Annotated in this window: 26 protein-coding genes, 1 tRNA gene, 1 other RNA gene and 1 riboswitch; of the genes, 9 read left to right on the top strand and 19 right to left on the bottom strand. The window is 33.8% G+C overall.

Annotated features, from left to right (window positions below; translation table 11 throughout):
- The first annotated feature begins 134 nt into the window (after positions 1-134).
- Positions 135-2,681, top strand: coding sequence for a glycogen/starch/alpha-glucan phosphorylase (locus tag JJ844_03010; GenBank protein ID MBO6974646.1), 2,547 nt, complete (start codon positions 135-137; stop codon positions 2,679-2,681).
- Here JJ844_03010 and JJ844_03015 read toward each other — a convergent pair.
- The 3 genes from JJ844_03015 to JJ844_03025 form a co-directional block, all read right to left on the bottom strand.
- Entirely contained in the window at positions 2,674-3,129 is a 456-nt protein-coding gene (locus tag JJ844_03015; protein ID MBO6974647.1) for a hypothetical protein, read from the bottom strand. The two genes, JJ844_03010 and JJ844_03015, sit on opposite strands and share 8 nt — an antisense overlap.
- Positions 3,130-3,160: 31 nt before the next feature.
- Positions 3,161-3,493, bottom strand: a complete 333-nt coding sequence (locus JJ844_03020) for a hypothetical protein (GenBank protein ID MBO6974648.1) — start codon at positions 3,491-3,493, stop codon at positions 3,161-3,163.
- A gap of 78 nt (positions 3,494-3,571) precedes the next feature.
- Positions 3,572-3,645: transfer RNA gene (locus JJ844_03025), tRNA-Arg, on the bottom strand.
- Between the two features lie 38 nt (positions 3,646-3,683).
- Between JJ844_03025 and rnpB the strand changes: the two genes are divergently transcribed.
- Positions 3,684-4,066: RNase P RNA component class A (rnpB, locus tag JJ844_03030), an RNA gene on the top strand.
- 22 nt (positions 4,067-4,088) lie between these two features.
- Positions 4,089-4,838 (top strand): ribonuclease III, encoded by a 750-nt coding sequence (locus JJ844_03035; protein MBO6974649.1) that lies wholly within the window; start codon positions 4,089-4,091, stop codon positions 4,836-4,838.
- A 3-nt stretch (positions 4,839-4,841) separates the two neighbouring features.
- Here JJ844_03035 and JJ844_03040 read toward each other — a convergent pair whose 3' ends face one another.
- Positions 4,842-5,027 carry a DUF3252 domain-containing protein gene (locus tag JJ844_03040; protein MBO6974650.1) on the bottom strand — a complete coding sequence of 62 codons (186 nt, stop codon included), beginning with the start codon at positions 5,025-5,027 and terminating at the stop codon, positions 4,842-4,844.
- A 24-nt stretch (positions 5,028-5,051) separates the two neighbouring features.
- On the opposite strand from JJ844_03040, the gene rimM reads away from it, so the two are divergent.
- Positions 5,052-5,591, top strand: coding sequence for a ribosome maturation factor RimM (rimM, locus tag JJ844_03045; protein ID MBO6974651.1), 540 nt, complete (start codon positions 5,052-5,054; stop codon positions 5,589-5,591).
- 23 nt (positions 5,592-5,614) lie between these two features.
- On the opposite strand, the gene glmS is transcribed toward rimM, so the two are convergent.
- Both glmS and psaC read right to left on the bottom strand, forming a co-directional pair.
- Positions 5,615-7,510: a glutamine--fructose-6-phosphate transaminase (isomerizing) gene (gene glmS, locus JJ844_03050; protein ID MBO6974652.1), complete on the bottom strand. Its 1,896-nt coding sequence runs from the start codon at positions 7,508-7,510 to the stop codon at positions 5,615-5,617.
- A 79-nt stretch (positions 7,511-7,589) separates the two neighbouring features.
- Positions 7,590-7,835 carry a photosystem I iron-sulfur center protein PsaC gene (gene psaC / locus JJ844_03055; GenBank protein ID MBO6974653.1) on the bottom strand — a complete coding sequence of 82 codons (246 nt, stop codon included), beginning with the start codon at positions 7,833-7,835 and terminating at the stop codon, positions 7,590-7,592.
- Positions 7,836-7,968: 133 nt separating this feature from the next.
- Between psaC and acpP the strand changes: the two genes are divergently transcribed.
- Genes acpP through tkt form a run of 3 tightly spaced genes read left to right on the top strand, consistent with a single transcriptional unit; the run spans position 7,969 to position 11,509 of the window.
- Positions 7,969-8,208 (top strand): acyl carrier protein, encoded by a 240-nt coding sequence (acpP, locus tag JJ844_03060; protein MBO6974654.1) that lies wholly within the window; start codon positions 7,969-7,971, stop codon positions 8,206-8,208.
- 6 nt (positions 8,209-8,214) lie between these two features.
- Positions 8,215-9,459, top strand: coding sequence for a beta-ketoacyl-ACP synthase II (gene fabF, locus JJ844_03065; protein MBO6974655.1), 1,245 nt, complete (start codon positions 8,215-8,217; stop codon positions 9,457-9,459).
- A 43-nt stretch (positions 9,460-9,502) separates the two neighbouring features.
- Positions 9,503-11,509 carry a transketolase gene (gene tkt / locus JJ844_03070; protein ID MBO6974656.1) on the top strand — a complete coding sequence of 669 codons (2,007 nt, stop codon included), beginning with the start codon at positions 9,503-9,505 and terminating at the stop codon, positions 11,507-11,509.
- A gap of 14 nt (positions 11,510-11,523) precedes the next feature.
- Here tkt and thiC read toward each other — a convergent pair whose 3' ends face one another.
- From thiC to ruvB, 5 genes are all read right to left on the bottom strand, one after another.
- Positions 11,524-12,894 (bottom strand): phosphomethylpyrimidine synthase ThiC, encoded by a 1,371-nt coding sequence (gene thiC, locus JJ844_03075; protein MBO6974657.1) that lies wholly within the window; start codon positions 12,892-12,894, stop codon positions 11,524-11,526.
- A 34-nt stretch (positions 12,895-12,928) separates the two neighbouring features.
- Positions 12,929-13,027: riboswitch (TPP riboswitch) on the bottom strand.
- 62 nt (positions 13,028-13,089) lie between these two features.
- Complete coding sequence (locus JJ844_03080; GenBank protein MBO6974658.1) at positions 13,090-13,305, bottom strand: DUF3188 domain-containing protein; 216 nt, start codon at positions 13,303-13,305, stop codon at positions 13,090-13,092.
- Positions 13,305-14,486, bottom strand: a complete 1,182-nt coding sequence (locus JJ844_03085; GenBank protein ID MBO6974659.1) for an amidohydrolase — start codon at positions 14,484-14,486, stop codon at positions 13,305-13,307. The genes JJ844_03080 and JJ844_03085 overlap by 1 nt, the downstream gene beginning before the upstream one ends.
- A 3-nt stretch (positions 14,487-14,489) precedes the next feature.
- Positions 14,490-15,278: a tetratricopeptide repeat protein gene (locus JJ844_03090; GenBank protein ID MBO6974660.1), complete on the bottom strand. Its 789-nt coding sequence runs from the start codon at positions 15,276-15,278 to the stop codon at positions 14,490-14,492.
- Complete coding sequence (ruvB, locus tag JJ844_03095) at positions 15,265-16,323, bottom strand: Holliday junction branch migration DNA helicase RuvB (protein ID MBO6974661.1); 1,059 nt, start codon at positions 16,321-16,323, stop codon at positions 15,265-15,267. The genes JJ844_03090 and ruvB overlap by 14 nt, the downstream gene beginning before the upstream one ends.
- 52 nt (positions 16,324-16,375) lie before the next feature.
- Between ruvB and smpB the strand changes: the two genes are divergently transcribed.
- Positions 16,376-16,870: an SsrA-binding protein SmpB gene (smpB, locus tag JJ844_03100; GenBank protein ID MBO6974662.1), complete on the top strand. Its 495-nt coding sequence runs from the start codon at positions 16,376-16,378 to the stop codon at positions 16,868-16,870.
- 24 nt (positions 16,871-16,894) lie between these two features.
- Here the strand turns inward: smpB and JJ844_03105 are convergent, their stop codons facing one another.
- From JJ844_03105 to JJ844_03130, 6 genes are all read right to left on the bottom strand, one after another.
- Complete coding sequence (locus JJ844_03105; GenBank protein MBO6974663.1) at positions 16,895-17,143, bottom strand: hypothetical protein; 249 nt, start codon at positions 17,141-17,143, stop codon at positions 16,895-16,897.
- Positions 17,144-17,172: 29 nt separating this feature from the next.
- The gene (gene lysS / locus JJ844_03110; GenBank protein ID MBO6974664.1) at positions 17,173-18,711 is read right to left on the bottom strand and encodes a lysine--tRNA ligase; all 1,539 of its coding nucleotides are present in this window, start codon (positions 18,709-18,711) and stop codon (positions 17,173-17,175) included.
- Between the two features lie 50 nt (positions 18,712-18,761).
- Entirely contained in the window at positions 18,762-19,508 is a 747-nt protein-coding gene (locus JJ844_03115) for a response regulator (protein ID MBO6974665.1), read from the bottom strand.
- A 159-nt stretch (positions 19,509-19,667) separates the two neighbouring features.
- Entirely contained in the window at positions 19,668-20,207 is a 540-nt protein-coding gene (locus tag JJ844_03120) for a hypothetical protein (GenBank protein ID MBO6974666.1), read from the bottom strand.
- On the bottom strand, positions 20,207-20,956 hold the full coding sequence (gene mreC, locus JJ844_03125; protein ID MBO6974667.1) for a rod shape-determining protein MreC: 750 nt from the start codon (positions 20,954-20,956) through the stop codon (positions 20,207-20,209). Before mreC ends, JJ844_03120 begins: the two co-directional genes overlap by 1 nt.
- A gap of 4 nt (positions 20,957-20,960) precedes the next feature.
- A complete protein-coding gene (locus JJ844_03130) occupies positions 20,961-22,010 on the bottom strand; it encodes a rod shape-determining protein (GenBank protein ID MBO6974668.1) in 1,050 nt (349 codons plus the stop codon).
- A gap of 136 nt (positions 22,011-22,146) precedes the next feature.
- Between JJ844_03130 and JJ844_03135 the strand changes: the two genes are divergently transcribed.
- On the top strand, positions 22,147-22,518 hold the full coding sequence (locus tag JJ844_03135) for a single-stranded DNA-binding protein (protein MBO6974669.1): 372 nt from the start codon (positions 22,147-22,149) through the stop codon (positions 22,516-22,518).
- Here JJ844_03135 and JJ844_03140 read toward each other — a convergent pair.
- Together JJ844_03140 and JJ844_03145 are read right to left on the bottom strand one after the other, a co-directional pair.
- The gene (locus JJ844_03140; GenBank protein ID MBO6974670.1) at positions 22,515-23,171 is read right to left on the bottom strand and encodes a DedA family protein; all 657 of its coding nucleotides are present in this window, start codon (positions 23,169-23,171) and stop codon (positions 22,515-22,517) included. The genes JJ844_03135 and JJ844_03140 overlap by 4 nt on opposite strands.
- A 2-nt stretch (positions 23,172-23,173) precedes the next feature.
- Positions 23,174-24,592 (bottom strand): adenosylhomocysteinase, encoded by a 1,419-nt coding sequence (locus JJ844_03145; GenBank protein MBO6974671.1) that lies wholly within the window; start codon positions 24,590-24,592, stop codon positions 23,174-23,176.
- Positions 24,593-24,624: the final 32 nt, after the last annotated feature.

Genomic DNA, 24,624 nt, shown 5'->3' on the forward strand with positions numbered 1-24,624 from the left:
AACTACATACTTGGAAGATAGTTTATTGAGGGCCCACTTTAAGAAATATGTAAGAAAAAAGCAAAAATACTCAACAAGTGTGGATCTGAAGTTACAACAAAGAAATTTTCTTAAAAATGGCTATTGTCTGTTATATGGCTAATCCAATGAATTCCAACGAACCCTTTGATCTGCGCTTGCCCACACCAGGTTGTTATTTAGATCCTGAGAAAGCTGGGATGGATTCAGATGCTGTTTTTCAAGGAATGACAGCCCATCTTTTCTACACTCTTGGAAAGTTAGCAACCTCTGCAAGTCCTCACGACTTGTATATGGCTTTGAGTTACGCAGTTAAAGATAGATTAATGACAAGATATTTAGCTAGCCAAGAAGTTATAAGAAAAAAACCACAAAAAACAGTCGCCTACTTATCAGCGGAATTTTTAATAGGCCCTCAATTAAGTAATAATCTTCTAAATCTTGGAATAACTCAAGAGGCAGAAGATGCCCTAAAGAGGTTTGGCATTGAATCATTGGCAACAATTCTTGAAGTTGAAGAGGAGCCCGGATTAGGAAATGGTGGACTTGGCAGACTTGCCGCTTGTTATATGGAATCATTAGCGTCTCTACAAGTTCCAGCAGTTGGTTATGGTATTAGATATGAATTTGGAATATTCAATCAGTTAATTAGAGATGGTTGGCAAGTTGAAGTAACTGACAAATGGTTAAAAGGTGGATGGCCATGGGAACTTCCACAACCAGACGAATCATGTTTTGTTGGTTTTGGAGGCAGAACTGAAAGTTATAGAGATGATAAAGGGAACTACAGATCAAGATGGATTCCCTCTGAACATGCTATTGGAGTACCTCATGATGTTCCAGTTTTAGGATACAGAGTAAATACATGTGACAGATTGAGATTATGGAGAGCTGATGCAACTGAAAGTTTTGACTTTTATGCATTCAATATTGGTGATTATTATGGTGCAGTAGAAGAAAAAGTGGCATCTGAAACACTTTCAAAAGTTCTATATCCAAATGATGGAACTGACGAAGGTAGAAGATTAAGACTCAAACAACAACACTTTTTTGTAAGTTGTTCTCTTCAAGATATGTTGAGAAGCCTTGAAAAAAGATCAATACCAATAACAGAATTCCCAAAGCATTGGACAGTCCAATTAAATGATACGCACCCTGCTATTGCAGTTGCAGAATTAATGCGACTTCTTATTGACCAATATCAAATCGGCTGGGATAAAGCTTGGAATATAACAACCTCCTCAGTTGCTTATACCAACCACACATTACTACCAGAAGCTTTAGAGAAGTGGGATTTAGGTTTATTTAACGATCTTCTTCCTCGTCATTTAGAAATTATTTATGAAATAAATTGGAGATTTCTACAGCAATTAAGACTTCGTTATCCTGGAGATGACAAGATCCTTCAAAAACTTTCAATAATTGATGAAGAAGGTTCCAAATCAGTGCGAATGGCCCACTTAGCTACAATTGGAGCCCATCATATAAATGGTGTCGCAGCTCTTCACTCAGATCTTATAAAAAGACAACTTCTGCCTGAATTCGCAGCATTATGGCCTGAAAAATTTACAAATGTAACTAATGGGGTTACTCCAAGAAGATGGGTTGCCTTATCTAATCCATCTTTATCTAACCTTCTTGAAGAAGAAGTTGGTCCAAATTGGATAACAAATATGGAACTTCTAAAGAAATTAGAAGAAAAAAAAGATGACAACAAATTTTTAGAAAAATTTGAAGAAACTAAGCTAAATGGCAAAAGAAAATTAGCTAGTTTTATCCATTCAAAAACTGGAATACTCGTAGACCCATCAAGTTTATTTGATGTTCAAGTAAAAAGAATACATCAATATAAAAGGCAACATTTAAATGCTCTTCAAATTATTGCTCAATATTTAAGAATCAAAAATGGTACAAACAAATATGAAGTACCAAGAACAATAATATTTGGAGGTAAAGCTGCACCAGGCTACTTTATGGCAAAGCTGATGATTCGATTCATAAATGGCATTGCTGATGTAGTCAATTCTGATCCAGATATGGAGGGTCTATTAAGAGTTGTTTTTCTTCCAGACTACAACGTTAAACTTGGTGAAATAGTTTATCCTGCTACGGATCTTTCAGAACAAATTTCAACTGCTGGAAAAGAAGCATCTGGAACTGGAAATATGAAATTTGCAATGAATGGAGCTTTAACTATTGGAACCTTAGATGGTGCTAATGTTGAATTGAGAGATCTAGTGAAAAAAGAGAATTTCTTCCTTTTTGGTAAAACTGAACGCGAAATTATGGACTTAAAAAATAATAATTACTCCCCCAAAACTTTTATTGATAAATGCCCAGAGCTCAAAGAGGTTATTCGCCTAATTGAAATAGGCCACTTTAGCAATGGGGATAAAGAATTATTTAAACCTTTATTAAACAGCCTTACAGGACATGACCCATTTTTTGTTATGGCTGACTTTGAAGATTACTTAAATAAGCAAGATGTGGTAAGTGAATGCTGGAATAATAAAAAATCTTGGAATAAAATGGCATTATTAAATACTGCTAGATCTGGATATTTTTCTTCAGATAGATCAATTAGAGAGTATTGTAAATCTATTTGGAAAGTATCTCCTATGCCTGTTGAAATTACTTGCGACGTGGAAGAATTAACTAATTAATATTTTTCTTATCTGGTGAATCTGGAGTTTGATGAAATAGTCTATTCAAAATCAATCTATCCATATTTAATGGGTCTGGAGCTAATTCATTTGCAATTTCTTTAAATTTTGATTCAATATTGTTTGAAATTTTTGTATCAAATATTCTTTCCATTAACGCTTCAATTGAATATAAATAGGCATTGACACTTTCCAGTTCATCTAAAGCTTCAGTAATTTCTGTATCAGAAATATGTTTTTCTTTTGTACTGGTATCTTCATTTGATTCTCTTTCAGATAATTCTCTCTGCAACTCATCAGTAACCTTAGTACAAAGAGTTCTAAAAGATTGAATGGATGCCCAATTCAATTCTTGTTGCTGCTTAAAAGTAGGAAATTCTCTAATTAGACGATCATGCTCTTTATAAAATCTCTGACAATCAGAGCATTGACATGGTTCTTCAGTCAAAAGAAAAAATAATTCTTTCTATATCATCTCACTATTTGGGCAAAATTGTAGGGCCATCCAATAATTCGTCATTTTCATCTAGTGAATCCGGACTTTCTGGCAAAGGTATCTCTATACTAGTAACCAAATTAATAACATCTCTTAGTCTCATAGAATCAGCAAACCATCCCATTGCCTGCTCTGCATCGCCTCTTTTTTCTGCATCATTTGCTTGATCTTCGTGAGCTTCCGCCAATAGAGCAAGCCAGCACAGACATCTTGCTTGAACTATTGAAAGATCTAAATCATTAGGTTGGGATTTGGAAATGCGTTCATGCTCTTGTTGAATTAGAAGCTTTAAACGCATATCATGCAACTTAGCCATAAAAGATTTATTACTAACTATACGCTAGCTAGAGAGTAGCAAATTTGCACACATACTACATATAGTTTTTTATTTTTACGGGACTGGCGGGAGTCGAACCCACGACCTACGGTTTAGGAAACCGTTGCTCTATCCTGCTGAGCTACAGCCCCAATAGATGATTTTTGGAGTATTAAGCATTATGCTAAATGAAAGCAGGAGAGGTAATCGCGAGAAAGTTTTATTTTGGAAACAAAATAAAACTTTCTTGAGGAAAGTCCGGGCTCCCACATGGTCAGGCTTGCTGGGTAATTCCCAGTGCGGGCAACCGTGAGGATAGTGCCACAGAAACATACCGCCTAATACTTTATGTATGGCAAGGGTGCAAGGGTGCGGTAAGAGCGCACCAGCAACATTGAGAAGTGTTGGCTAGGTAAACCCCGGCTGGGAGCAAGGCTTAGTAGATTTATGACCATTACACAATCTACTTATAAGCGCCGCTTGAGACTGTGAAGTAATTCCAGTTCTAGATAGATGATTACCCATCTTATAAATTAAGATGAACAGAACCCGGCTTATGACCTGCTTTCTAAATTGTTGTGATTATTCAAATCAGATGACAAATATAATTAACGCAAAGAGGATTAATCAAATAACTACTTTTTTAAAATCTTTAAATATTAAATCAAAAAGATTTTCTGAAATAATTAGTGCTCAAAATATTTCAATTATTCAAAATTTTAATCAAGCATTTATCCACTCTTCGGAGAACAAAATATTAAATTATGAAAAACTAGAATTTTTCGGAGATGCAGTTCTCAGATTAGCGGCTTCAAATTTTATTGAAAAAAAATATCCTCAAATGAGTGTTGGAGAAAGATCAGAGCTAAGAGCACAAATTGTAAGTGATGAATGGTTAACTAAATTAGGTGAAAAAATTGATATAGAAAAATTAATAATTAAAGGGCCTAAAGCTCTTGGTGATGAAAATTCAAAAAATACTATTATTGGTGAAGCTACAGAAGCTTTAATAGGTGCTGTTTACAAGTGCTTTAATTCCATTAGGGAAGTAAATCTTTGGTTAGATGATATTTGGGAAGAAGATTCAGAAATCTTTTTAAAAGCTCCATATAAATTCAAATCTAAAACAGTATTGCAAGAGTGGTGTCAAAGTAAAGGTTTCGATTTGCCAGTTTATAAAATAATAGAAGTCTCGAAGAAAAATGGGGACCCCAAAAGATTTTCTTGCGATATATTTATCGAAGGATTAAAAGAATCATCTGCATTCGGCAAGTCTCATAAACAAGCAGAAACAAATGCAGCTAGAGTTTTGATAGAAAAATTTATTACTACAGGTAAAATATAATTTTTATACTATTTCTAAATTGGTTAGCTGAAAAGTTATGAGTTTATCCCAATTTCCTCCTTCAAAAAGAACAGCTGCTCTCTTTTTTGTGACTCTTTGTACAAACCCTTTATATCCTCTATAAATAGAGTTGGTATCTTTTACAACAACAAAAGATCCAGGGAGAATGGGTTTAGTAGACAATTCCATAAAACACTCTTTCTAATACAATATATGATAAATAAAAATGAATGGTTGACTGTTGGATTAATAACATCATGTCATGGAATTAATGGACAGGTAAAGGTTAAATCTCTAAGTGATTTTGAAGAAAGATTTTTAAAACCGGGAATTAGATGGTTACAAAAAGAAAATGAAGCTCCTTCAAAAATAGAACTAATATCTGGTTTCAAACAGCCTGGTAAAGCAACCTTCATACTTAAGTTCCAAGGAATAAATACAAGAAATCATGCAGAACAACTGAAAAAATTTAAAATTCTTGTAAAAGCCGATAAACTACCCAAATTACAAAAGGAAGAATTCCACTTGTTAGAACTCGTAAATCTCGAGGTCAAGACTTTAGAAAATGATGAATTAAAAATAATTGGAAAAGTTCTCAATTTAGAAAATGAGAAAAATAATTTACTTGTCATTGAACTACTTAAAAATCAAAAAAAAGTTCTAGTACCATTTGTAAAAGAAATAGTACCAATAGTAGATATTAAAAACAATTTTCTTATTATCAAACCACCAAAAGGACTCTTAGAACTTTAAATTTTAAAATTGATAAAAAATAATCATTCAACAGTTACACTTTTAGCTAAATTTCTTGGTTGATCAACGTCAAGTCCTCTATGAGCTGCGATATGGTAACTCAATAACTGCAAAGGAATAATATTAAACAAAGGGGAAACCCATTCGTTGGAAAGAGGGATTGTCATTAAATAATCAAAAATTTCAGTTCCTTTACATTTTGGAGCAATCCCAATCAAATATGAGTCTCTAGCTTTTGCTTCTTGAGCGTTACTAATAACTTTATCAAAAACTTCACCAGGGGATGCAATAGAAATTACAGGTACTTTTTTATCTAACAAAGCTATAGGACCATGTTTCATTTCACCGGCAGGATATCCAGCGGCGTGAATATAACTAATTTCTTTTAACTTTAACGCTCCTTCAAGAGCAATAGGATAATTTATGCCTCTTCCTAAAAAAATAACATCTTTAATATTAAAAAAATCATGTGCTAGCTTTTCTGAAGATTTATTATGCTTTTCAAGAAGATCTTCTAGTAATTGAGGTAATTTTATAAGTTCAGATATTAATTTGCTTATTTCAACAGGACTTTGACTTCCTTTAATTTGGGCAAATTTTATAGCTAATCCATAAAAAGAAAGTAATTGTGCAAAAAAAGTTTTTGTTGCTGCAACTCCCACTTCTATTCCTGCACAGATATCAATTATATTTGAAACCTGTCTTCCTATCGAGCTCTCTTTTCTATTTGTTATTGCAATAAGATTAGGCTTATATCTTTTATCTTCAATTGAAGATCGCCTTTTAATTTCCATATCTATAGCAGCAATTGTGTCAGCAGTTTCTCCTGATTGAGTGACTCCAATAGTTAAGGTATTTGGCAACAATGGAGGTGGTGAATATCGAAATTCACTTGCATAAAATACATTTGTGGGGATACCTGAAAACTGTTCTAATAAAAAGCTACCAACCATTGCAGCATGTTTACTTGTACCACAAGCGATAATTTCTACTCTTTCAATTGATTCAAAAAATTTTGTATCAAAGGGATATTTGATTTGATATTGGTCATTTTCTAAGTTTTTAATTAAGTAATTTTCCAACCAGTTTTTTGCTGTCCCTGGCTGATCATATATCTCTTTTAACATGTAGTGTTTGAAATTCATCTTATCCATTGTTTGCTCTGAGACTTTTAAAGAAACTGGATTTCGATATTGTCTCTCGTTATTTGAGTCATATATCTCTATTCCAAGAGGAGTTAATAAAGCTATTTCCTCATCCTCCAAAGGCAAAATAATATTTGTAAAGTTTGCAATAGCTGGAGTATCACTCGCACAAATAAATTCACCTTCACCCAATCCAATAATCAAAGGTGCTTGTTTTCTAGCAACTACCAATGACGTTGGGGCTCCAGCCCATAAAACTGCCAAAGCATAAGATCCCTCTAAATCAGATATTACATTTCGAACAGCTACTAACAATGTTGAACCATTATTTTCAAGATTAAGTGTACTTAATGTGTTTAATTCTCTCTCAATAAGATGGGGTATGACCTCAGTATCTGTATCAGAATTAAATATGATACCTTCTTTCTCTAATTTAATTTTTAAATCTTGAAAATTTTCAATAATGCCGTTTTGAACAACAGCTATAGTGCCTGAACTATCAGTATGAGGATGAGCATTTTTAACTTCAGGTTTTCCATGAGTGGCCCAACGAGTATGACCAATCCCCACAGTGCCGAGTATATTTTTGTCTTTAAGATTACATATTAGATTTTTTAGTTTTCCCTTAGCTTTGTTACATGAAATAGAATTTGTTTCTGGATTAATGATCGCAACACCAGCAGAATCATAACCTCTATATTCAAGCTTTTCTAAACCATTCATTAATAATGGTAAGGCTTTTTTATAACCAGTAACAGCTACAATTCCGCACATACAGTCAATTTTTTTCAATTATATTGAAAAAAAATACGTATTTAACAAATTATGGACTGTCTTTAAAGTGCACTACAAATTAATAAGCTAAGCCCATACTCCTAGAAGTTTCATCTCCTAAATAGACACGTATACTTAAGAAATCTGTTGGACAAGCCGTTTCACATCGTTTGCAACCTACACAATCTTCAGTTCTAGGAGATGATGCAATTTGCCCGGCCTTACAGCCATCCCAAGGTACCATCTCTAAAACATCAAGTGGGCAAGCCCTCACACATTGGGTACATCCAATGCAAGTGTCATAAATTTTAACTGCGTGTGACATGTAAAAATTGTCTTTTGAACCTCGTTTTATAATACTATTGTCTTACAAAGAAATTAAAAAAATTAAGATATGCTTCACTCTTGTTAACTCTAGGGCATAAAATTATATAGATAATTAGTAATTTCCATAAACTATGTCACAAGAAATTCTCGAAAAAGTCTGTTCTATTGTTTCAGAACAATTAAGCGTTGAAGCAGGAGAAGTGAAATCAGATTCAAATTTTCAAAATGATTTAGGTGCAGATTCTTTAGACACCGTTGAACTCGTGATGGCTTTAGAAGAGGCATTTGATATTGAAATTCCTGATGAAGCAGCTGAAGGAATAGCGACTGTTGGCGATGCAGTAAAATTCATCGAAGAAAAAAAAGGTTAATAAAGAATGCCAAATTTCCATCGAGTAGTTATTACTGGTATCGGGGCAGTAACTCCAATTGGTAATAACATTGATGAATATTTAGTCGGTCTTCAAACAGGTACTAATGGGGTCTCAGATATTACTCTTTTTGATCCTGAACAACATCCCTGCAAATTTGCTGCAGAAGTAAAAAATCTTCAATCTGAAAATTTTATTGAAGCTAAAGAATCCAAAAGATGGGATCGTTTCTCCCAGTTTGGAGTTATTGCTGCAAAGCAAGCTTTTAATGATTCTGGACTTGAAATTACTGAAGCTAACGCATCAAGAATTGGAGTGATTATTGGTTCTGGAGTTGGAGGCTTACTAACTATGGAAAGTCAAGCTCAAATATTGAGTCATAAGGGACCTAAAAGAGTAAGTCCATTTACAGTCCCAATGATGATTCCAAACATGGCAACTGGATTGGCTGCGATCGCTTTGGGTGCAAAAGGACCAAGTTCCTCTGTTTCAACCGCTTGCGCTGCGGGATCAAATGCAATTGGTGATTCTTTTAGATTACTTCAACTTGGGAAAGCAGATGCAATGATCTGTGGAGGAGCTGAAGCAAGTATTACACCCCTTGGAGTAGCTGGTTTTGCTAGTGCAAAAGCTCTCTCTTTTAGAAATGACAGTCCTCAAACTGCAAGCAGACCTTTTGATGCTGAAAGAGATGGATTTGTTATTGGAGAGGGATCTGGAATTCTTGTTTTAGAAACTTTAGAAAATGCACAAAAAAGGAATGCAAGAATTTATGCAGAAATAATTGGATATGGAACAACATGTGATGCTCATCATATTACTGCTCCATCTCCAGGCGGGGTTGGAGGCGCCGAAGCTATCAAATTAGCAATTGAAGAAAGTTCTCTCAGCATTGAAAAAGTTGATTATATTAATGCACATGGAACAAGCACATCAGCTAATGATAAAAATGAAACTTCTGCAATTAAATCTATTTTTAAAGACAGATCTTACCTTATTCCTGTAAGCTCTACTAAGTCGATGACTGGTCATCTACTAGGAGGCTCAGGAGGTATAGAAGCTGTAGCTTGTATACTTTCTTTGACACATAATTTTATCCCTCCTACAATTAACTACGTCAATCCAGATCCTGAATGTGATCTTGATTATGTACCAAATAATGCAAGAGAAGCTCAAGTAGGAGTCGCTCTTTCTAATTCCTTCGGCTTTGGTGGTCACAATGTTTGCCTTGCTTTCAGCAAAATGAATTGAAGACAACCAATTCTTTATTTCCAACTTAACTTTTTTAAAAACAATGGTCGCTGCATCTGTTTCATTAGAATCACTTTGTGTAAATAGTATAAGAATGCTTGCTGTAGATGCAGTAAATAAATCTAATAGTGGACATCCTGGATTGCCAATGGGGTGTGCTCCTATGGGTTATGCATTATGGCAAAACATACTTAATCACAACCCCAATAACCCAAAATGGTTTAATAGAGATCGTTTTGTATTATCAGCTGGTCATGGCTGTATGCTTTTATATTCTTTGCTTCATTTGACAGGATATAAATCAGTTTCTATAGAAGATATTAAAGAATTTAGGCAATGGGGATCAAAAACCCCTGGACATCCAGAAACATTCGAAACTGAAGGTGTTGAAGTTACAGCTGGACCTCTTGGAGCTGGAATTTCAAATGCAGTTGGATTAGCAATAGCTGAAACTCACTTAGCAGCTAAATTCAATAAGCCTGATTGCAATATTGTTGATCACTATACTTACGTAATAATGGGTGATGGCTGTAATCAAGAAGGTATCGCATCAGAAGCTTGCTCATTAGCTGGTCATCTTAAGCTTGGAAAATTAATTGCACTCTATGACGATAATCAAATTACAATTGATGGACGAACTGACGTTTCTTTTACAGAAGATGTTTTAAAAAGATACGAAGCTTATGGATGGCATGTACAACATGTTGAAGATGGAAATCATGATGTTAAAGGAATTACTGAAGCTATCGAAAAAGCGAAATTAATTAAAGACAAACCTTCAATTATAAAAATTTCTACAACCATAGGTTATGGTTCTCCCAATAAATCTGATACCGCTGGAATTCATGGAGCAGCTGTTGGAGAAGAAGAAGCTAAATTAACTAGGGAGTTTCTTAATTGGGAATATCCTCCATTTGAAATACCAGATGAGGTATATAAACATTTTAGAAAATCAATAAACAAAGGCGAAAACTTAGAGAGAGAATGGGATTCTAAATTTGACGAATATCAAAAAAAATATCCCTCTGAAGGAGCCGAGTTAAACAGAATGTTAAAAGGCCAATTACCTGAGAATTGGGACTCTGATCTCCCCTCTTATACACCTGATGATAAAGGGTTAGCCACCAGAAAGCATTCACAAATATGTTTAGGTGCTTTAGGACCAAACCTGCCTGAATTAATTGGTGGATCAGCAGATTTAACTCACTCTAATTACACAGATATTAAAGGAGAAACTGGATCATTCCAACCTCATAGTCCTGAAAAAAGATATTTACATTTTGGAGTAAGAGAGCATGCAATGGCAGCTGTACTCAATGGTATTGCCTATCACAATAGTGGTCTTATTCCTTATGGTGGAACCTTCCTTGTCTTCGCCGATTATATGAGAGGTTCAATGAGGCTTTCAGCACTCAGCGAATTAGGAGTGATCTATGTTTTAACACATGATTCAATTGGTGTAGGAGAAGACGGCCCAACACATCAACCTATAGAAACTATACCTTCTCTTCGTGCCATGCCTAACATGCTAGTTTTCAGACCAGGAGATGGGAATGAGACGAGTGGATCTTATAAGCTTGCTATTCAAAATCGAAAAAGACCTTCTGCCCTTTGTTTAAGTAGACAAGGTATGCCAAATCAAGAAAATACTTCAATCGACAAAGTTGCTCTTGGAGGATATATAGTTTCCGATTGCGAAGGGACACCAGATCTAATATTTATTGGTACTGGAAGCGAATTGAATCTTTGCATTGAAGCAAGTAAGGAAATTTCAAGCTTAGGTAAAAAAATCAGAGTTGTTTCTATGCCTTGTGTCGAACTTTTCGAAGAGCAAGAAGACTCTTACAAAGAAAGTGTTTTACCTAGTAGTGTGAAAAAGAGAGTGGTAGTAGAAGCTGCTCATTCATTTGGTTGGCATAAATATACAGGTTTTGATGGGATTTGTATTACTATGGATAAGTTTGGTGCATCAGCACCTGGTGGAGAATGTATGAAAAATTTTGGATTTACAGTCGAAAACGTTATTAATAAGACGAAGGAAATTCTATAACTATTAATTGATAACTATACTGAAGTATTACATTCTTGAAGTTTATCTTTTAACTGATCAAGAGATTCATCAGAAATCTTTGAATTCATTGGACAATGCTTAGGGCCACACATTGAACAAAACTCAGCCTTTTTAAAGATTTCTTCAGGAAGTGTTTCATCATGGTACTGTTTTGCTCTTTCTGGATCTAGTGAAAGTTCGAATTGTTTATTCCAATCAAAGTTATACCTTGCATGACTAAGTTCATCATCTCTATCCCGAGCGCCAGCTCTATGTCGCGCTATATCTGCAGCGTGAGCAGCTATTTTATATGCAATTAATCCTTCTCTTACATCTTCTGCATTTGGGAGACCTAGATGTTCTTTTGGGGTTACATAACATAACATAGAAGTTCCATACCAACCTGCCATCGCAGCTCCAATAGCACTTGATATATGGTCATAACCAGGTGATATATCTGTCACTAATGGACCAAGCACATAAAAGGGCGCTTCTGAACATTCCTCCATTTGCTTTCTGACATTAAACTCAATTTGGTCCATAGGTACATGACCAGGACCCTCGACCATTACTTGAACATTATGTTCCCATGCTCTTCGAGTAAGTTCGCCTAAGGTCTTCAATTCAGCTAGCTGAGCATCATCAGAAGCATCATGCAAACATCCAGGTCTTAGTGAATCACCTAGAGAAAAAGTGCAATCATATTTTTTAAAAATCTCACAAATATCATCAAATCTCGTATAAAGTGGATTTTGCTTAAAATGATGCAACATCCATTGAGCTAAAATTCCTCCCCCTCTACTGACAATTCCAGTAATTCTTCCTTTGACTTTTGGCAAATGTTCTATTAACAGTCCAGCATGAATCGTTTGATAATCTACGCCCTGCTTGCAATGTTTTTCAATAATATGAAGAAAATCATCTTCTGTTAATCTATCTATTGAACCATGTACACTTTCTAAAGCTTGGTAAACAGGAACTGTTCCTATGGGAACAGGAGATTCATGAATTATTGCTTGCCTGACTTCATCTAGATTCACTCCTCCTGTCGAAAGATCCATAACAGTATCCGCCCCATATTTCACAGCTAGCTTGAGCTTCTCAACCTCTTCATTGATATCACTTGCATTAGGGGAAGCCCCAATATTTGCATTTACTTTGCATCTAGAAGCAATTCCTATAGACATCGGCTCAAGATTTAAATGATTAATATTAGCTGGAATGATTAATCTTCCTCTTGCTACTTCTTCCATTATTAAAGAGGCAGGTAGATTCTCCTTCTTAGCAACAAAATCCATTTCTTCAGTAATATGTCCGTTTCTGGCAAAGTTCATCTGAGTTACATTCTCTTTTCCAAGACGAGGCTTAATCCATGAACTTCTCATAATTTACAAAATTTTAAAAGTGTATTACTAAAGTTTGATCAAATCTCCACTTCCCTGCATCAGGATTAATGATTCAGGTTCAAAGGGTATGATCTCAGCTAAGTTTAATTTCTTAGCACCCCTAGTATTAATCTTATTAATAGCTCTTTTCTAAAAAATAGTCATCTTATATTGCGTAAAAATAAATAAAATTTTTTATTTAACTTTTTGAAAAGACTTTATTTTCTTTAAAATATTTTTCCTATCCAATCTTCTTCTTACATCTTTCTCCAAAATAATTGAAATCCCCATTAAACCAATAGGTAAATAAAAAATTTTCCTAGAATTATCCCTTAAGATCAAACCAGTAACAGATGTAAGGATCATAAAAGGAGCCACAAAAGACAAAATAAATCTTTTATCAATTCTCATTAATTAACTGTATTAACTATTTCTTTATTTAATTTTACTATGGATTCTGTTATAACTTTAATCCCAACAGTAATGGCTCTTTCATCTGGTTCAAATTTGGAACTATGTAATGGAGCGCATCTATTTGAACTAGAAACACCAAGCCTAAACATAGCCCCTGGAATCTCATTCAAGAATTCAGCGAAATCTTCAGCACCTAATGATGGTTTTTGTAATTCGATAACATTTTCTTGACCCAAAACCTTAATTCCGGAATCTCTGAGAACTCTATTGATTTCAGAATTATTATTAACTGGTGGAGTAATTTCTCTAAATATTACTTTTGCATCAGCTCCGCAACTATTAGCTATAGAAGTGATATTCTCGTTGAGCCAGTTACCAATATTCTTAAATAATTTTATATTAGTGCATCTAACTGTTCCAACTAAATTAACCTTTTCTGCAAGTACATTGAATGCATTGCCACCATTTATTTTTCCAAAAGTTATTACTACAGGATCTAGAGGATTTAATTTCCGTGTTATTAATTCTTGAATTCCCGAGATCACTTTAGAGGCCGCCCAAATAGCATCAACCCCTTCATGAGGTCTAGCACCATGGCCTGATTTCCCTTTGATCTCTACCTTAAGTTCTCCAGCAGCTGCAGTTAAACTTCCTTCTTTAATCCCAATAGTGCCTACAGGCAAATCGGGGTAGACATGAACCCCTAATATATTGGTTAAACCATGAGTTGCACCATCCTTAATCATCCATCTAGCTCCACTCGCAATTTCTTCAGCAGGCTGAAAAATTATCCTAATCCCGCAATTAAGTTTTAAATCCTTAATAATCTTTGCTACACCCAATCCAATCGATATATGTAAATCATGACCACATGCATGCATAACACCATCTATTTTTGAAGAAAAATTTAATTTAGTTTCCTCAAATATTGGTAAAGCATCCATATCCACTCTTAAGCCTATGATGCCTTTATCTAAGGGGCCGAAATCGGCTATAACTCCAGTTCTACCTACAGATTCTCTGACATTCCAACCAATATTTTTTAAAAAACCACTTATCAAAATAGCTGTTTGATGTTCAAGTCCACTTAATTCCGGATGTGCATGGATATGTCTTCTTAAGTTAATTAATTCATCATTAAACGAATCAATTCTTTTTAAAAACTGATCACTTTTCATTACTTACTTTAAATCGATAAAGTTCATCAAATCTTTAATTGGTTTTGGAGGCCATCTTCTTATTTTTTTCAACCATTCTTCATCACTATACCTAGGATCTAATTCAGTTACCGCTATCCAATTACTCTCAGCCATACCAGATTCACCCTTTGACCAATTCAAAGCTGTTAAAGCCGCCCTAGGATCTGCAAAAGTTGGATAACGTCTGATTAATTTTTTTAATTCTTTTTCAGATTCATCAATATTGCCAAGCTGGAAATCTGCTAAAGCCATACTTGACCTTGCCATGGCGAATCCAGGATTATATAAAGCAGCTTTTGAAAATAAGTCTCTTGCTTTTTCCCATTGTGATGTGGAACCTTCTACATTAGCTAAATTATATAATGCAGAGAAATTTTTACTATCTTGCGAAATTACAAACATATAATCTTTTTTTGCTTGCGACCATAGACCCAACGCTTCCTCTGCTATACCTCTGTTGATATAAGGATCTATTTCACTAGGATTTAAACTTATTGCCTTATTTTGATCATCTATCGAGCCATCTAAATCGCCCATTACAAGTCTTACATTTCCTCTATTACTCAAAGCTGCAGCATCATCAGGATAAGAATCTAGATAGTGATTCCATTCTTGTAAAGCGAGATTAAATTTTCCACTTGAACTTAAATCTAATGCATTTTTAAACAAATCCTCTCTGGAAGATAATGAATAACTTGGTGCGATATAAAAAATATTGAAAAAAACAAAAATTAATAAAATACAAACCTTAACTTTTTTAAAAGTTATCATTTCTTGAATCAATGTAATTTTTCCCTAAAGCAGTAAGTAATCTTCCTCGCGGAGTTCTAATGAGGAAACCAATTTGGATTAAATATGGTTCAACTACAAATTCTAACATTGAAGAATCATCACCCATTGCCGCTGCTATTGAATCGAGGCCAGTTGGAATAGGATTGTTTTGGTTTAGAAAAGATAAATATTTTCTATCTAAAGAATCCAATCCTTTTTCATCTATTTGATAAGAATTCAAAGCTTTTTTTATTAAATTCACAGAGATCACATTAGTTTTTTTGACAACTTGAGCATAATCTCTAACTCGTCTTAATAATCTCAAAGCAATTCTAGGAGTCCCTCGTGATATTTTTGCTAAATCGTAAGATGCTTCATCATCTAAATTAAGATTTATTAATCGAGAGAAATTAACAATGATTTTTTTTAATTCATCATATGTATAAAATTCAATTTTTTGAGTTATACCAAACCTATCTCGAAGAGGGGAACTAATTGCGGCTAATTTAGTTGTCGCTCCAATCAAAGTAAACCTAGGCAGATTGATTGTTCTGCATCGTGCTCCTCTATTAGCTCCCATCGTTAAATCAAGTCTAAAATCCTCCATTGCAGAATATAACAACTCTTCAGTTAACCTATTTAAGCGATGTATCTCATCGATAAACAAAATTTCGCCTTCTTTTAATCCAAGCAGTAATCCTACAATATCTCTAGGTCTTTCAATTGCAGGTGCAGTAGCTATCCTACATTTTGTATTCATTTCATGGGCTATCAAAAAAGCAAGGGTAGTCTTTCCTAAACCAGGCTGTCCATATAAAAGAATATGCTCTAACGGATCTTTTCTGTAAATTGATGCATCTATAGCTATTCTCAAAGAAGACTTAAGTTGTTCTTGGCCAATAAATTCTTGTAAAGTAACAGGGCGAGCTAAGTTTAGATTATTATTTCTTTTTTCTTCTGGAATAATTTTTGAATCAACTAGCCTAAGCTCTTTTTTCCTAAGAGAAAAGTCATTATCGCCAACATTAGAAGAAATTATTGCCATAATGAAAGGTTAATTGCATTTGTTCTAAGTAGAAAGATTTTTTACAACTAAAATGGCAAAAAATTCAAAAAAAGATCAAAATAATACTAAAAAAGAAAATAATTTTAAACGTCTAGCTGAGAATAGATATGCAAAATTTCAATATGCAATATCTGAAACAATTGAAGCTGGAATTGAACTTTTAGGAACTGAGGTAAAGTCTATTAGAGAAGGAAAAGCAAATTTAAGAGATGGGTACTGTTCATTCAGAGATGGTGAGATTTTATTATTAAATGTTCACATTTCACCACATAAAAATGTAGGTTCTTTTTTTAATCATGATCCATTAAGAAATAGAAAGTTGCTATTACATAAAAAAGAAATAATAAAACTGAAATCTAATACTGAAAAAAAAGGAATGACTATTGTTCCATTATCTCTTTATCTAAAAGGCTCATGGATAAAACTAACAATTGGAGTAGGTAAAGGGAAAAAATTACATGATAAACGTCAGGATGAAAAACAAAAAAGTATGAAAAAAGAAATTAACTCTGCCCTGAAAAGATAAAAATATTACGCAGACTTTTTGAAATTATGAATCCAAACTTACTGAACTTGGAGGAGGGGAAGGATCTGGATCTGCAATTAACATATGCTGTAAGACAGTTTCTGGTCTCTCACTATCTCTCCAGCGAATTTTATACGCAGGCATTTTTGTACCCCTACTTGTAGTTTGTTCTACTGGTTCCATAACCCATCCTCTTCTCGATCGGCCTTGAGGATTTCTTTTCACTACTGCATCCGCGTGTTTGAAACGGAAACCAACACGTTCACCACTCATTTAAAAAATTTCGTATTGGATCAATTAATCTATTTTACTTCATGCAAGGGTAATTTTTCATTTTTATTGGAAGTTATTTCTGGTTTTAACAATGGGAAAGGGATTACATCTCTAATTGATGGACTATTAGTAATCAACATTATCAATCTATCAATGCCTATGCCTAATCCTCCAGTAGGCGGCATGCCAATCTCCAAAGCATTTAAAAAGTCTTCATCGATACAATGAGCCTCAAAATCACCTTTATCTCTAAGAGATTGCTGCAATTGCATTCTTTCTCTTTGATCTACGGGATCTATCAACTCACTAAAAGCATTTGCTAGCTCTCGACCCACAATAAATAATTCGAATCTCTGCACCAATTCTTTATTATCAAGATGAGGCCTAGCTAAAGGAGAAATTTCAACAGGATAATCGATCACAAAAGTAGGCTCTATAAGTTTTGACTCTACTTTCTGTTCGAAAACCTCATTTAAAAGTCTTCCGATGGTATTAACTTTATTCGAAAATTCTACATTTATACTTTTAACAACCTGCTTTGCTTTTTGAAAATCTCCACTGAAAGAATCAAAATCAATTCCTGTATATTTTTTGACTATATCTTTCATAGATATTCTTGACCATGGATTAGAAAAATCAATTTCCTTATTTTGATAATTTATAACTAAAGTGCCGCATGTATTAACTAATATATCTTTAATCAATTCTTCTGTTAAATCCATCATATCGACATAATTAGAAAAAGCTTGATAGATTTCAACTGAGGTAAATTCTGGATTATGCTTTGTACTGATCCCCTCATTACGAAAGATTCTCCCTAATTCATAAACTTTCTCGAATCCTCCAACAACCATTCTTTTTAAATGTAATTCTGTAGCTATCCTTAAATAAAGAGGAATATCTAATGTATTGTGGTGAGTAATGAATGGTCTTGCTTCAGCACCACCTGCTTCAGATTGCAGAATAGGAGTCTCTATCTCTAAAAAATTTCTATTATCTAGCCATTGTCTTATAAAACTTATGCATTTTGCTCTTGTTTTAAAAACATTTTTTGATTGAGGATTAACTATCAAATCTAGATAACGTTGTCTATATCTTTTTTCAATATCAGTCAACCCATGCCACTTATCGGGTAAAGGCTGTAAAGATTTGGATAACATTTCCCATTTTTCAACCTTGATAGAAATCTCACCTTTATTAGTTTTTTTAATAGTTCCAAAGACACCTATCCAATCACCAATATCAACTAATTCTTTAATATCTTCAAAAGAAAGTAATTTTTGGTTTTCAAAATTACTATTAATAATCCTCTTATCTAGATAAAGCTGAATCTGACCTTCTTGATCACTGATTGTGAAAAAGGCAATTTTACCCATTACCCTTTTTGCCATTACTCTACCCGCAAAAGAAACACTGAAGTCTTCTTCTTGACCATTTTCTAAATAATCAAATTTATTAATAAGAAAATTAGAAGTATGGGAAACTTTGAAAGTTTCTGCGTAAGAAGCAAATCCTTTACTTATTAGTAAATTAGCTTTTTGTAGGCGGGCATCTCTTATTTCAGACAAAACTAAGTTTGATATATTTGTTTTATTTAATTAAAGTATCAGACTAAGGCTCAACTTGCCAGAGATGTTGCAGTTTCTCCAACTCTCTGAGATGCATAACCAATCCCTCGAACAGTTAATATTAATTCTGGATTTCTTGGATCGGGTTCCAATTTACCTCTTAGTCTAGCCACATAAACATCTACTACTCTCAAATCTGCAGCTCTTCTAGGGGGATAACCCCATAACTGCTCTAGGATTTCAGCTCGTGGAACAACTTTACCAGGTTCATCAAATAACAATTCAAGAAGGCTAAATTCGGTATAAGTGAGGCTAATCCTTTCTCCGGCTCTAGAAACTTGTCTGCGATTAGTATCAACAACTAAACTTCCAAATTTCATAACCCCCTTACCAGATGGAACCTCTTTAGTTTCCGTAACCGACACAGTAGGGCCCATTCTCCTCAATATAGTAGCAATTCTAGCTTCTAATTCTTTTGGGCTAAATGGCTTAGATAGGTAATCATCGGCACCTAAATCTAAACCTGCAACTCTCTCTGAAATCGCCTCAAGAGCAGTTAAAAATATTATAGGAACTACAGATTCAGCCCTAATTCTTCGGCAAACTGCAAATCCATCCATTTTGGGTAGCATTACATCAAGAACTATTAAGTCAGGAGAATCTCTATGAAAAGATTCAAGAGCTTCTTCGCCATTAGTGGCTGAAAAAACTTGATATCCTGCTAGTTGAAGTCTTGTAACTAAAACCTTCAAAACTGCTGGTTCATCATCAACAACTAAAATTCTTGCTTTTGACATAGTTAAAAAAGATTTCCAGATATTTCAAAGCAAAAATTTATTGCATTGAATATTTATACTAACAATTAAAAATATAACATTAGGAACCCTCTATGGGATAATCCCAAAATTTATAAAAATTTCAAATGATCTAATTATGTGAATTTTCTTGAACACTTTTTACTTCTTTGTAAAATTTATTATGGTACTTTTCTCTCTAGAAGATTTAAAAATTTTCAAAATTCGAGAGCAAATTAAAGGTGCAAATAAACCCGTAAGAAAAACTTCAGCGAGTATATTTTGAACACTAGGGATAAAGAGTAAAAAAGTACTATCTGAAAAATTTTTAAATAGAATCTGTATAAAATAAAAAGTTCCACACACAAAACTACCAATAGAACAAATTAAACCATACCTAAAATGATCCACCCAGAAGTTACTATTAAACTTTATTTTCCCAAACCAAATTCCACATAAAATTAAACCTGGGATTTGAGTAAAATTATTATCTAGAGTTATAGAATCTAAAATTAGACCCAAAAATAAACCAAATATTAGTCCATTAATTGATCCATTAATCATTGACCAAGGCAACAACCAAAATAAAGGCCAATATGGCTGATTACCTAAAAATCCAAGCCAATTAGGGTGCCATAGAAAAATAATTGGAACAAAAATGAAAACGATTATAGGAAATTTTTTTAAAAAAAAATTTCTCATTAAATTTTCAATTTTAAGATTTGCACCCAATCAATGACATGAGGTTTTGCAATAAGTGAAATCTTTGCTGTTTTTTTTGCTTTGAATGGTTTATCTATAGATTGAACGATACCAATAGGTATATTTGGAGGTAATAAAGAACTAGCTGGCGATGATGATACAAAATCTCCAACTTTTATCTCAGCATCTTTTGAATAAAGAATTAAGCTTGGATAATCATCTCCCAAACCGACCAATAATCCATTAATTTGAATTCTATCCAGCCATACGCCTACCTTACTTTCTGGAGAGGTTAATAAAGTTACCGAAGAAGTAAATAAAGACGTATTTTTAACTCTACCTAATAATCCACCAGGACCAATTACTGCACTTCCAATTTCCACTCCATCTTTTGAACCTTTATTAAGTATTATTTGTCTCCACCAACTACCTGTTTTTCTCGAAATAACTGCAGCTGAAATTTTGTCATTTTGTGATAAATCTTGAAGAGATAAAATTTGTCGTAATCTTATATTATCGTTTTTAAGAAGGTTTAATTTTATAAGGGATTCCTGGTCTATACTCTCAATAATAACTTCTTTTTGAAATTGACCAGGCCAAAAAGGCTTAGAAATAAAATAATAAAAATCCTTATAAATAGATCCCTTGGATATCCTTACTAAAACTAAAAATAAAAAAATTGAAAACAATAGCCAATTTTTCTTTTTATGCCACCAACGATTAGTAGAAATTCGTCGGATGTTTAACATAATATTAATCCCTTATCGCGTTCCTTATAAAGTCTGGAGTATCGACAACTTTTTTAAGTTTTTTAAAATCATCTAAGACCTCCCCGCAACCATTAACTACACATAGCAATGGGTTTTCAGCAATGTGAGTAAAAATTCCAGTTTCATCACTTAATAAATCATTAATGCCTCTTACTAAAGCGCCACCTCCTGCTAGCATTATTCCTCTATCAACAATATCTGCAGCAAGTTCAGGAGGGGTTCGCTCTAATGTTCTTTTTACAGCTTCAACTATTTCGCTGAGTGTATCAGCCATAGCTTCTCTAATTTCTCCTGCTGTCAAAGTTACTGACCTAGGAAGACCAGATAGAAGATGTAAACCTCTAACTTCTAAAGTAGTTTTATCGAAATCATCATCTGGAAATGCAGATCCAATTTTGATCTTAATATCTTCTGCAGTTCTCTCTCCAACTACCAAATTGTGAACTTTTTTAAGATATAAAGTAATTGATTCATTTATTTCGTCACCAGCTATTCGGACAGATTCACTCAATACTGTTCCACCCAAACTTAATACTGCAACCTCAGTAGTACCACCACCAATATCAACAATCATTGTTCCAATTGGATCTGTTACTGGTAAAGAGGCTCCTATTGCTGCTGCAACAGGTTCATCAATTAAGTGAACTTCTCTAGCTCCTGCTAATCCAGCTTCTCTTACTGCTCTTCTCTCGACACTGGTCACTCCACTTGGAATACCAATTACTATCCTAGGAGCTACTATACCTTTGCCTTCGTTACATTTTTGAATAAATGTTTTTATCATTTGCTCTGCCGCATCAAAATCTGCGATAACACCATCTCTTAACGGTCTTACAGCTCTTATATTGCCGGGTGTTCTTCCAAGCATTAACTTTGCCTCTTTACCGACAGCTAATGGAACTCCTTCTTCTAAATCCATAGCTACCACTGATGGCTCTTGTAAAACCACTCCCTTACCTGATACATGTATAAGCGTATTGGCGGTTCCCAAATCTATGCCAATGTCTCTAGAAAATTTAAATCTGTTAAAAATCACAATAAGAATTCTTTTTATAAATAATATATCTATTTTTTTGTCAAGCTCTCACAAATCTCTAATTTAGTTATGAATAGCACGCAAAACTTTGAGCATAAAATGAAAAGATGACTATTATTAAAAAAAAAAAATTATGCAAATTAACACTATTAACCTTGTGGGCAGAGCTGGTAGAGAGCCAGATGTTAGATATTTTGAATCAGGAAGTATCGTAGCGAATTTCAGTCTTGCAGTTAATAGAAGAAGTAGAGATGAAGAGCCAGACTGGTTTAATTTAGAAATATGGGGCAAACAAGCCCAAATAGCAGCAGATTACGTAAAAAAGGGATCCTTAATTGGAATAACAGGAAGCTTTAAAATTGATAGTTGGAAAGATAAAAATACTGGGGAAGACAGATATAAACCAGTTATTAGAGTCGACAGATTAAACTTACTAAGCTCACGAAAAGAATCTGAAAATAATCAGTATTCTGAAAACAGTAACTCAAGCGAAATACCCTTTTAGTTTCTATTTTTGTAAAATCTAATAAATAATTTTATTAAAAAATATAAGGAAATTAACATTAATATTGGCTTCACAACAAATTTGATTTGATCTAAATAAGTTTCAATGATTTGGTAATTTTCACCAAAAAAATAGCCAGCATAAGTGAGAAGCGTTACCCATATTAAGCTTCCTAATGAAGTCCAAATTAAAAATTTTCTTAAAGGCATAAGTTCTATGCCAGCAGGGACAGAAATTAAAGTTCTTATACCTGGGACTAATCTGCCCCAAAAAACTAAAGAAACCCCATATCTCTCAAACCACCATTTGCTTTTATTTAAATCATGCGAAGAAATTCCTAAATATTTTCCTTTTTTATCTAAAAACTTTGAAAGCCTTTTTTCATTTACTAATTTACCTAAGTAATACCAAGGCAAAGATCCTAAAATCGTTCCAAATAAACCCCAAAAAACTAAAATATAGAAATTTAATTTTTGTTGATAAACAAAAAACCCTCCTAATGGCATTATGATTTCCGAAGGTATTGGGGGTATTATATTTTCTAAAAACATAGCCAAACAAATAGTAAGGTATGCAATAGCTGTATTCTTTTCAACAGCCAAACTAATATAGTCTGGAATTGAAGTAAGAAAATTTACAAAAATCAAACTCAAATTTAATATCTATAAAGTTCTGGTTTATAGGGTCCTTCAATAGAAACATTAATATAATCAGCCTGTTCTTTAGTTAATTTTGTTAGTTTTGCACCAATTTTATCTAAATGTAATCTAGCTACCATCTCATCTAAATGTTTGGGTAAAACATAAACCTCCTTATCATACTTATCAGACTTATTAAAAAGTTCAATTTGAGCCAATACCTGATTCGTAAAGGAATTACTCATTACGAAGCTTGGATGTCCAGTGGCACAGCCTAAGTTGACTAATCTACCTTCAGCTAAAAGAATTATTTTATTACCAGTAGGCAAAGTAATGTGATCAACCTGTGGCTTAATATTTTCCCATGGATAATCTTTTAGTGAAGCCACGTCAATTTCATTATCGAAATGTCCAATATTACAAACTATGGCCTCATCCTTCATTTTGATAAGATTTTTATGTGTTATGACTTGGTAGTTACCGGTTGCTGTAACGAAAATATCTATATCTTCCACAACGTCATCTAATGTAACGACGCTATATCCCTCCATTGCCGCTTGAAGAGCACAAATTGGATCTACTTCGGCAACTTTTACTATTGCGCCTAATCCTCTTAATGATTGTGCTGAGCCTTTACCTACGTCTCCAAAACCCATTACTAAAGCAACTTTCCCAGCAATCATCACATCAGTCGCACGCTTTATACTGTCAACTAAAGATTCTCGGCAGCCATATAAATTATCAAATTTACTTTTGGTTACTGAATCATTAACGTTAATAGCAGGAAAAGGTAAAGCTTTTTGCTTTTGCAGTTGGTAAAGTCTCGCAACTCCCGTAGTAGTTTCTTCGGTAACACCAATGATATTACTTTTAATTCTAGAATAAAAGTTACTATCAGCTTTTAACTTAGACTTAATAGACTTGAATAAAGCGATTTCTTCTTCATTACTTGGTTTATCTAAAACAGACAAATCTTTTTCTGCCTTACTCCCTAATATCAACAAGCCAGTTGCGTCACCTCCGTCATCAAGAATCATATTTGGAGAATCTGAACCCCAATCAAGTATGTAATGGGTGTACTGCCAATATTCATCTAGAGTCTCACCTTTTTTTGCATATACAGGGATTCCTTGATCTGCAATAGCTGCAGCTGCATGATCTTGAGTTGAAAAAATATTGCATGAAGCCCATTTCACCATTGCGCCAAGATCAACTAACGTTTCTATTAAAACTGCTGTTTGAATTGTCATATGAAGACTTCCAGCTATTTTTGCACCCTTAAGTGGCTTCTCAGATTGATATTTTTCTCTAAGTGCCATTAATCCTGGCATTTCAGTTTCAGCAATTTTGATTTCTTTACGCCCAAATTCTGATAAAGAAATATCAGCAATTATCGAATTTGGAATAGTTGTTTTAACAGAATTCGCGATGACCATATCTAATGAATACTTTTTCTATTAAACTATAA

It is taken from the genome of Prochlorococcus marinus CUG1435, from assembly GCA_017644375.1.
GTDB lineage: Bacteria > Cyanobacteriota > Cyanobacteriia > PCC-6307 > Cyanobiaceae > Prochlorococcus_A > Prochlorococcus_A marinus_AH.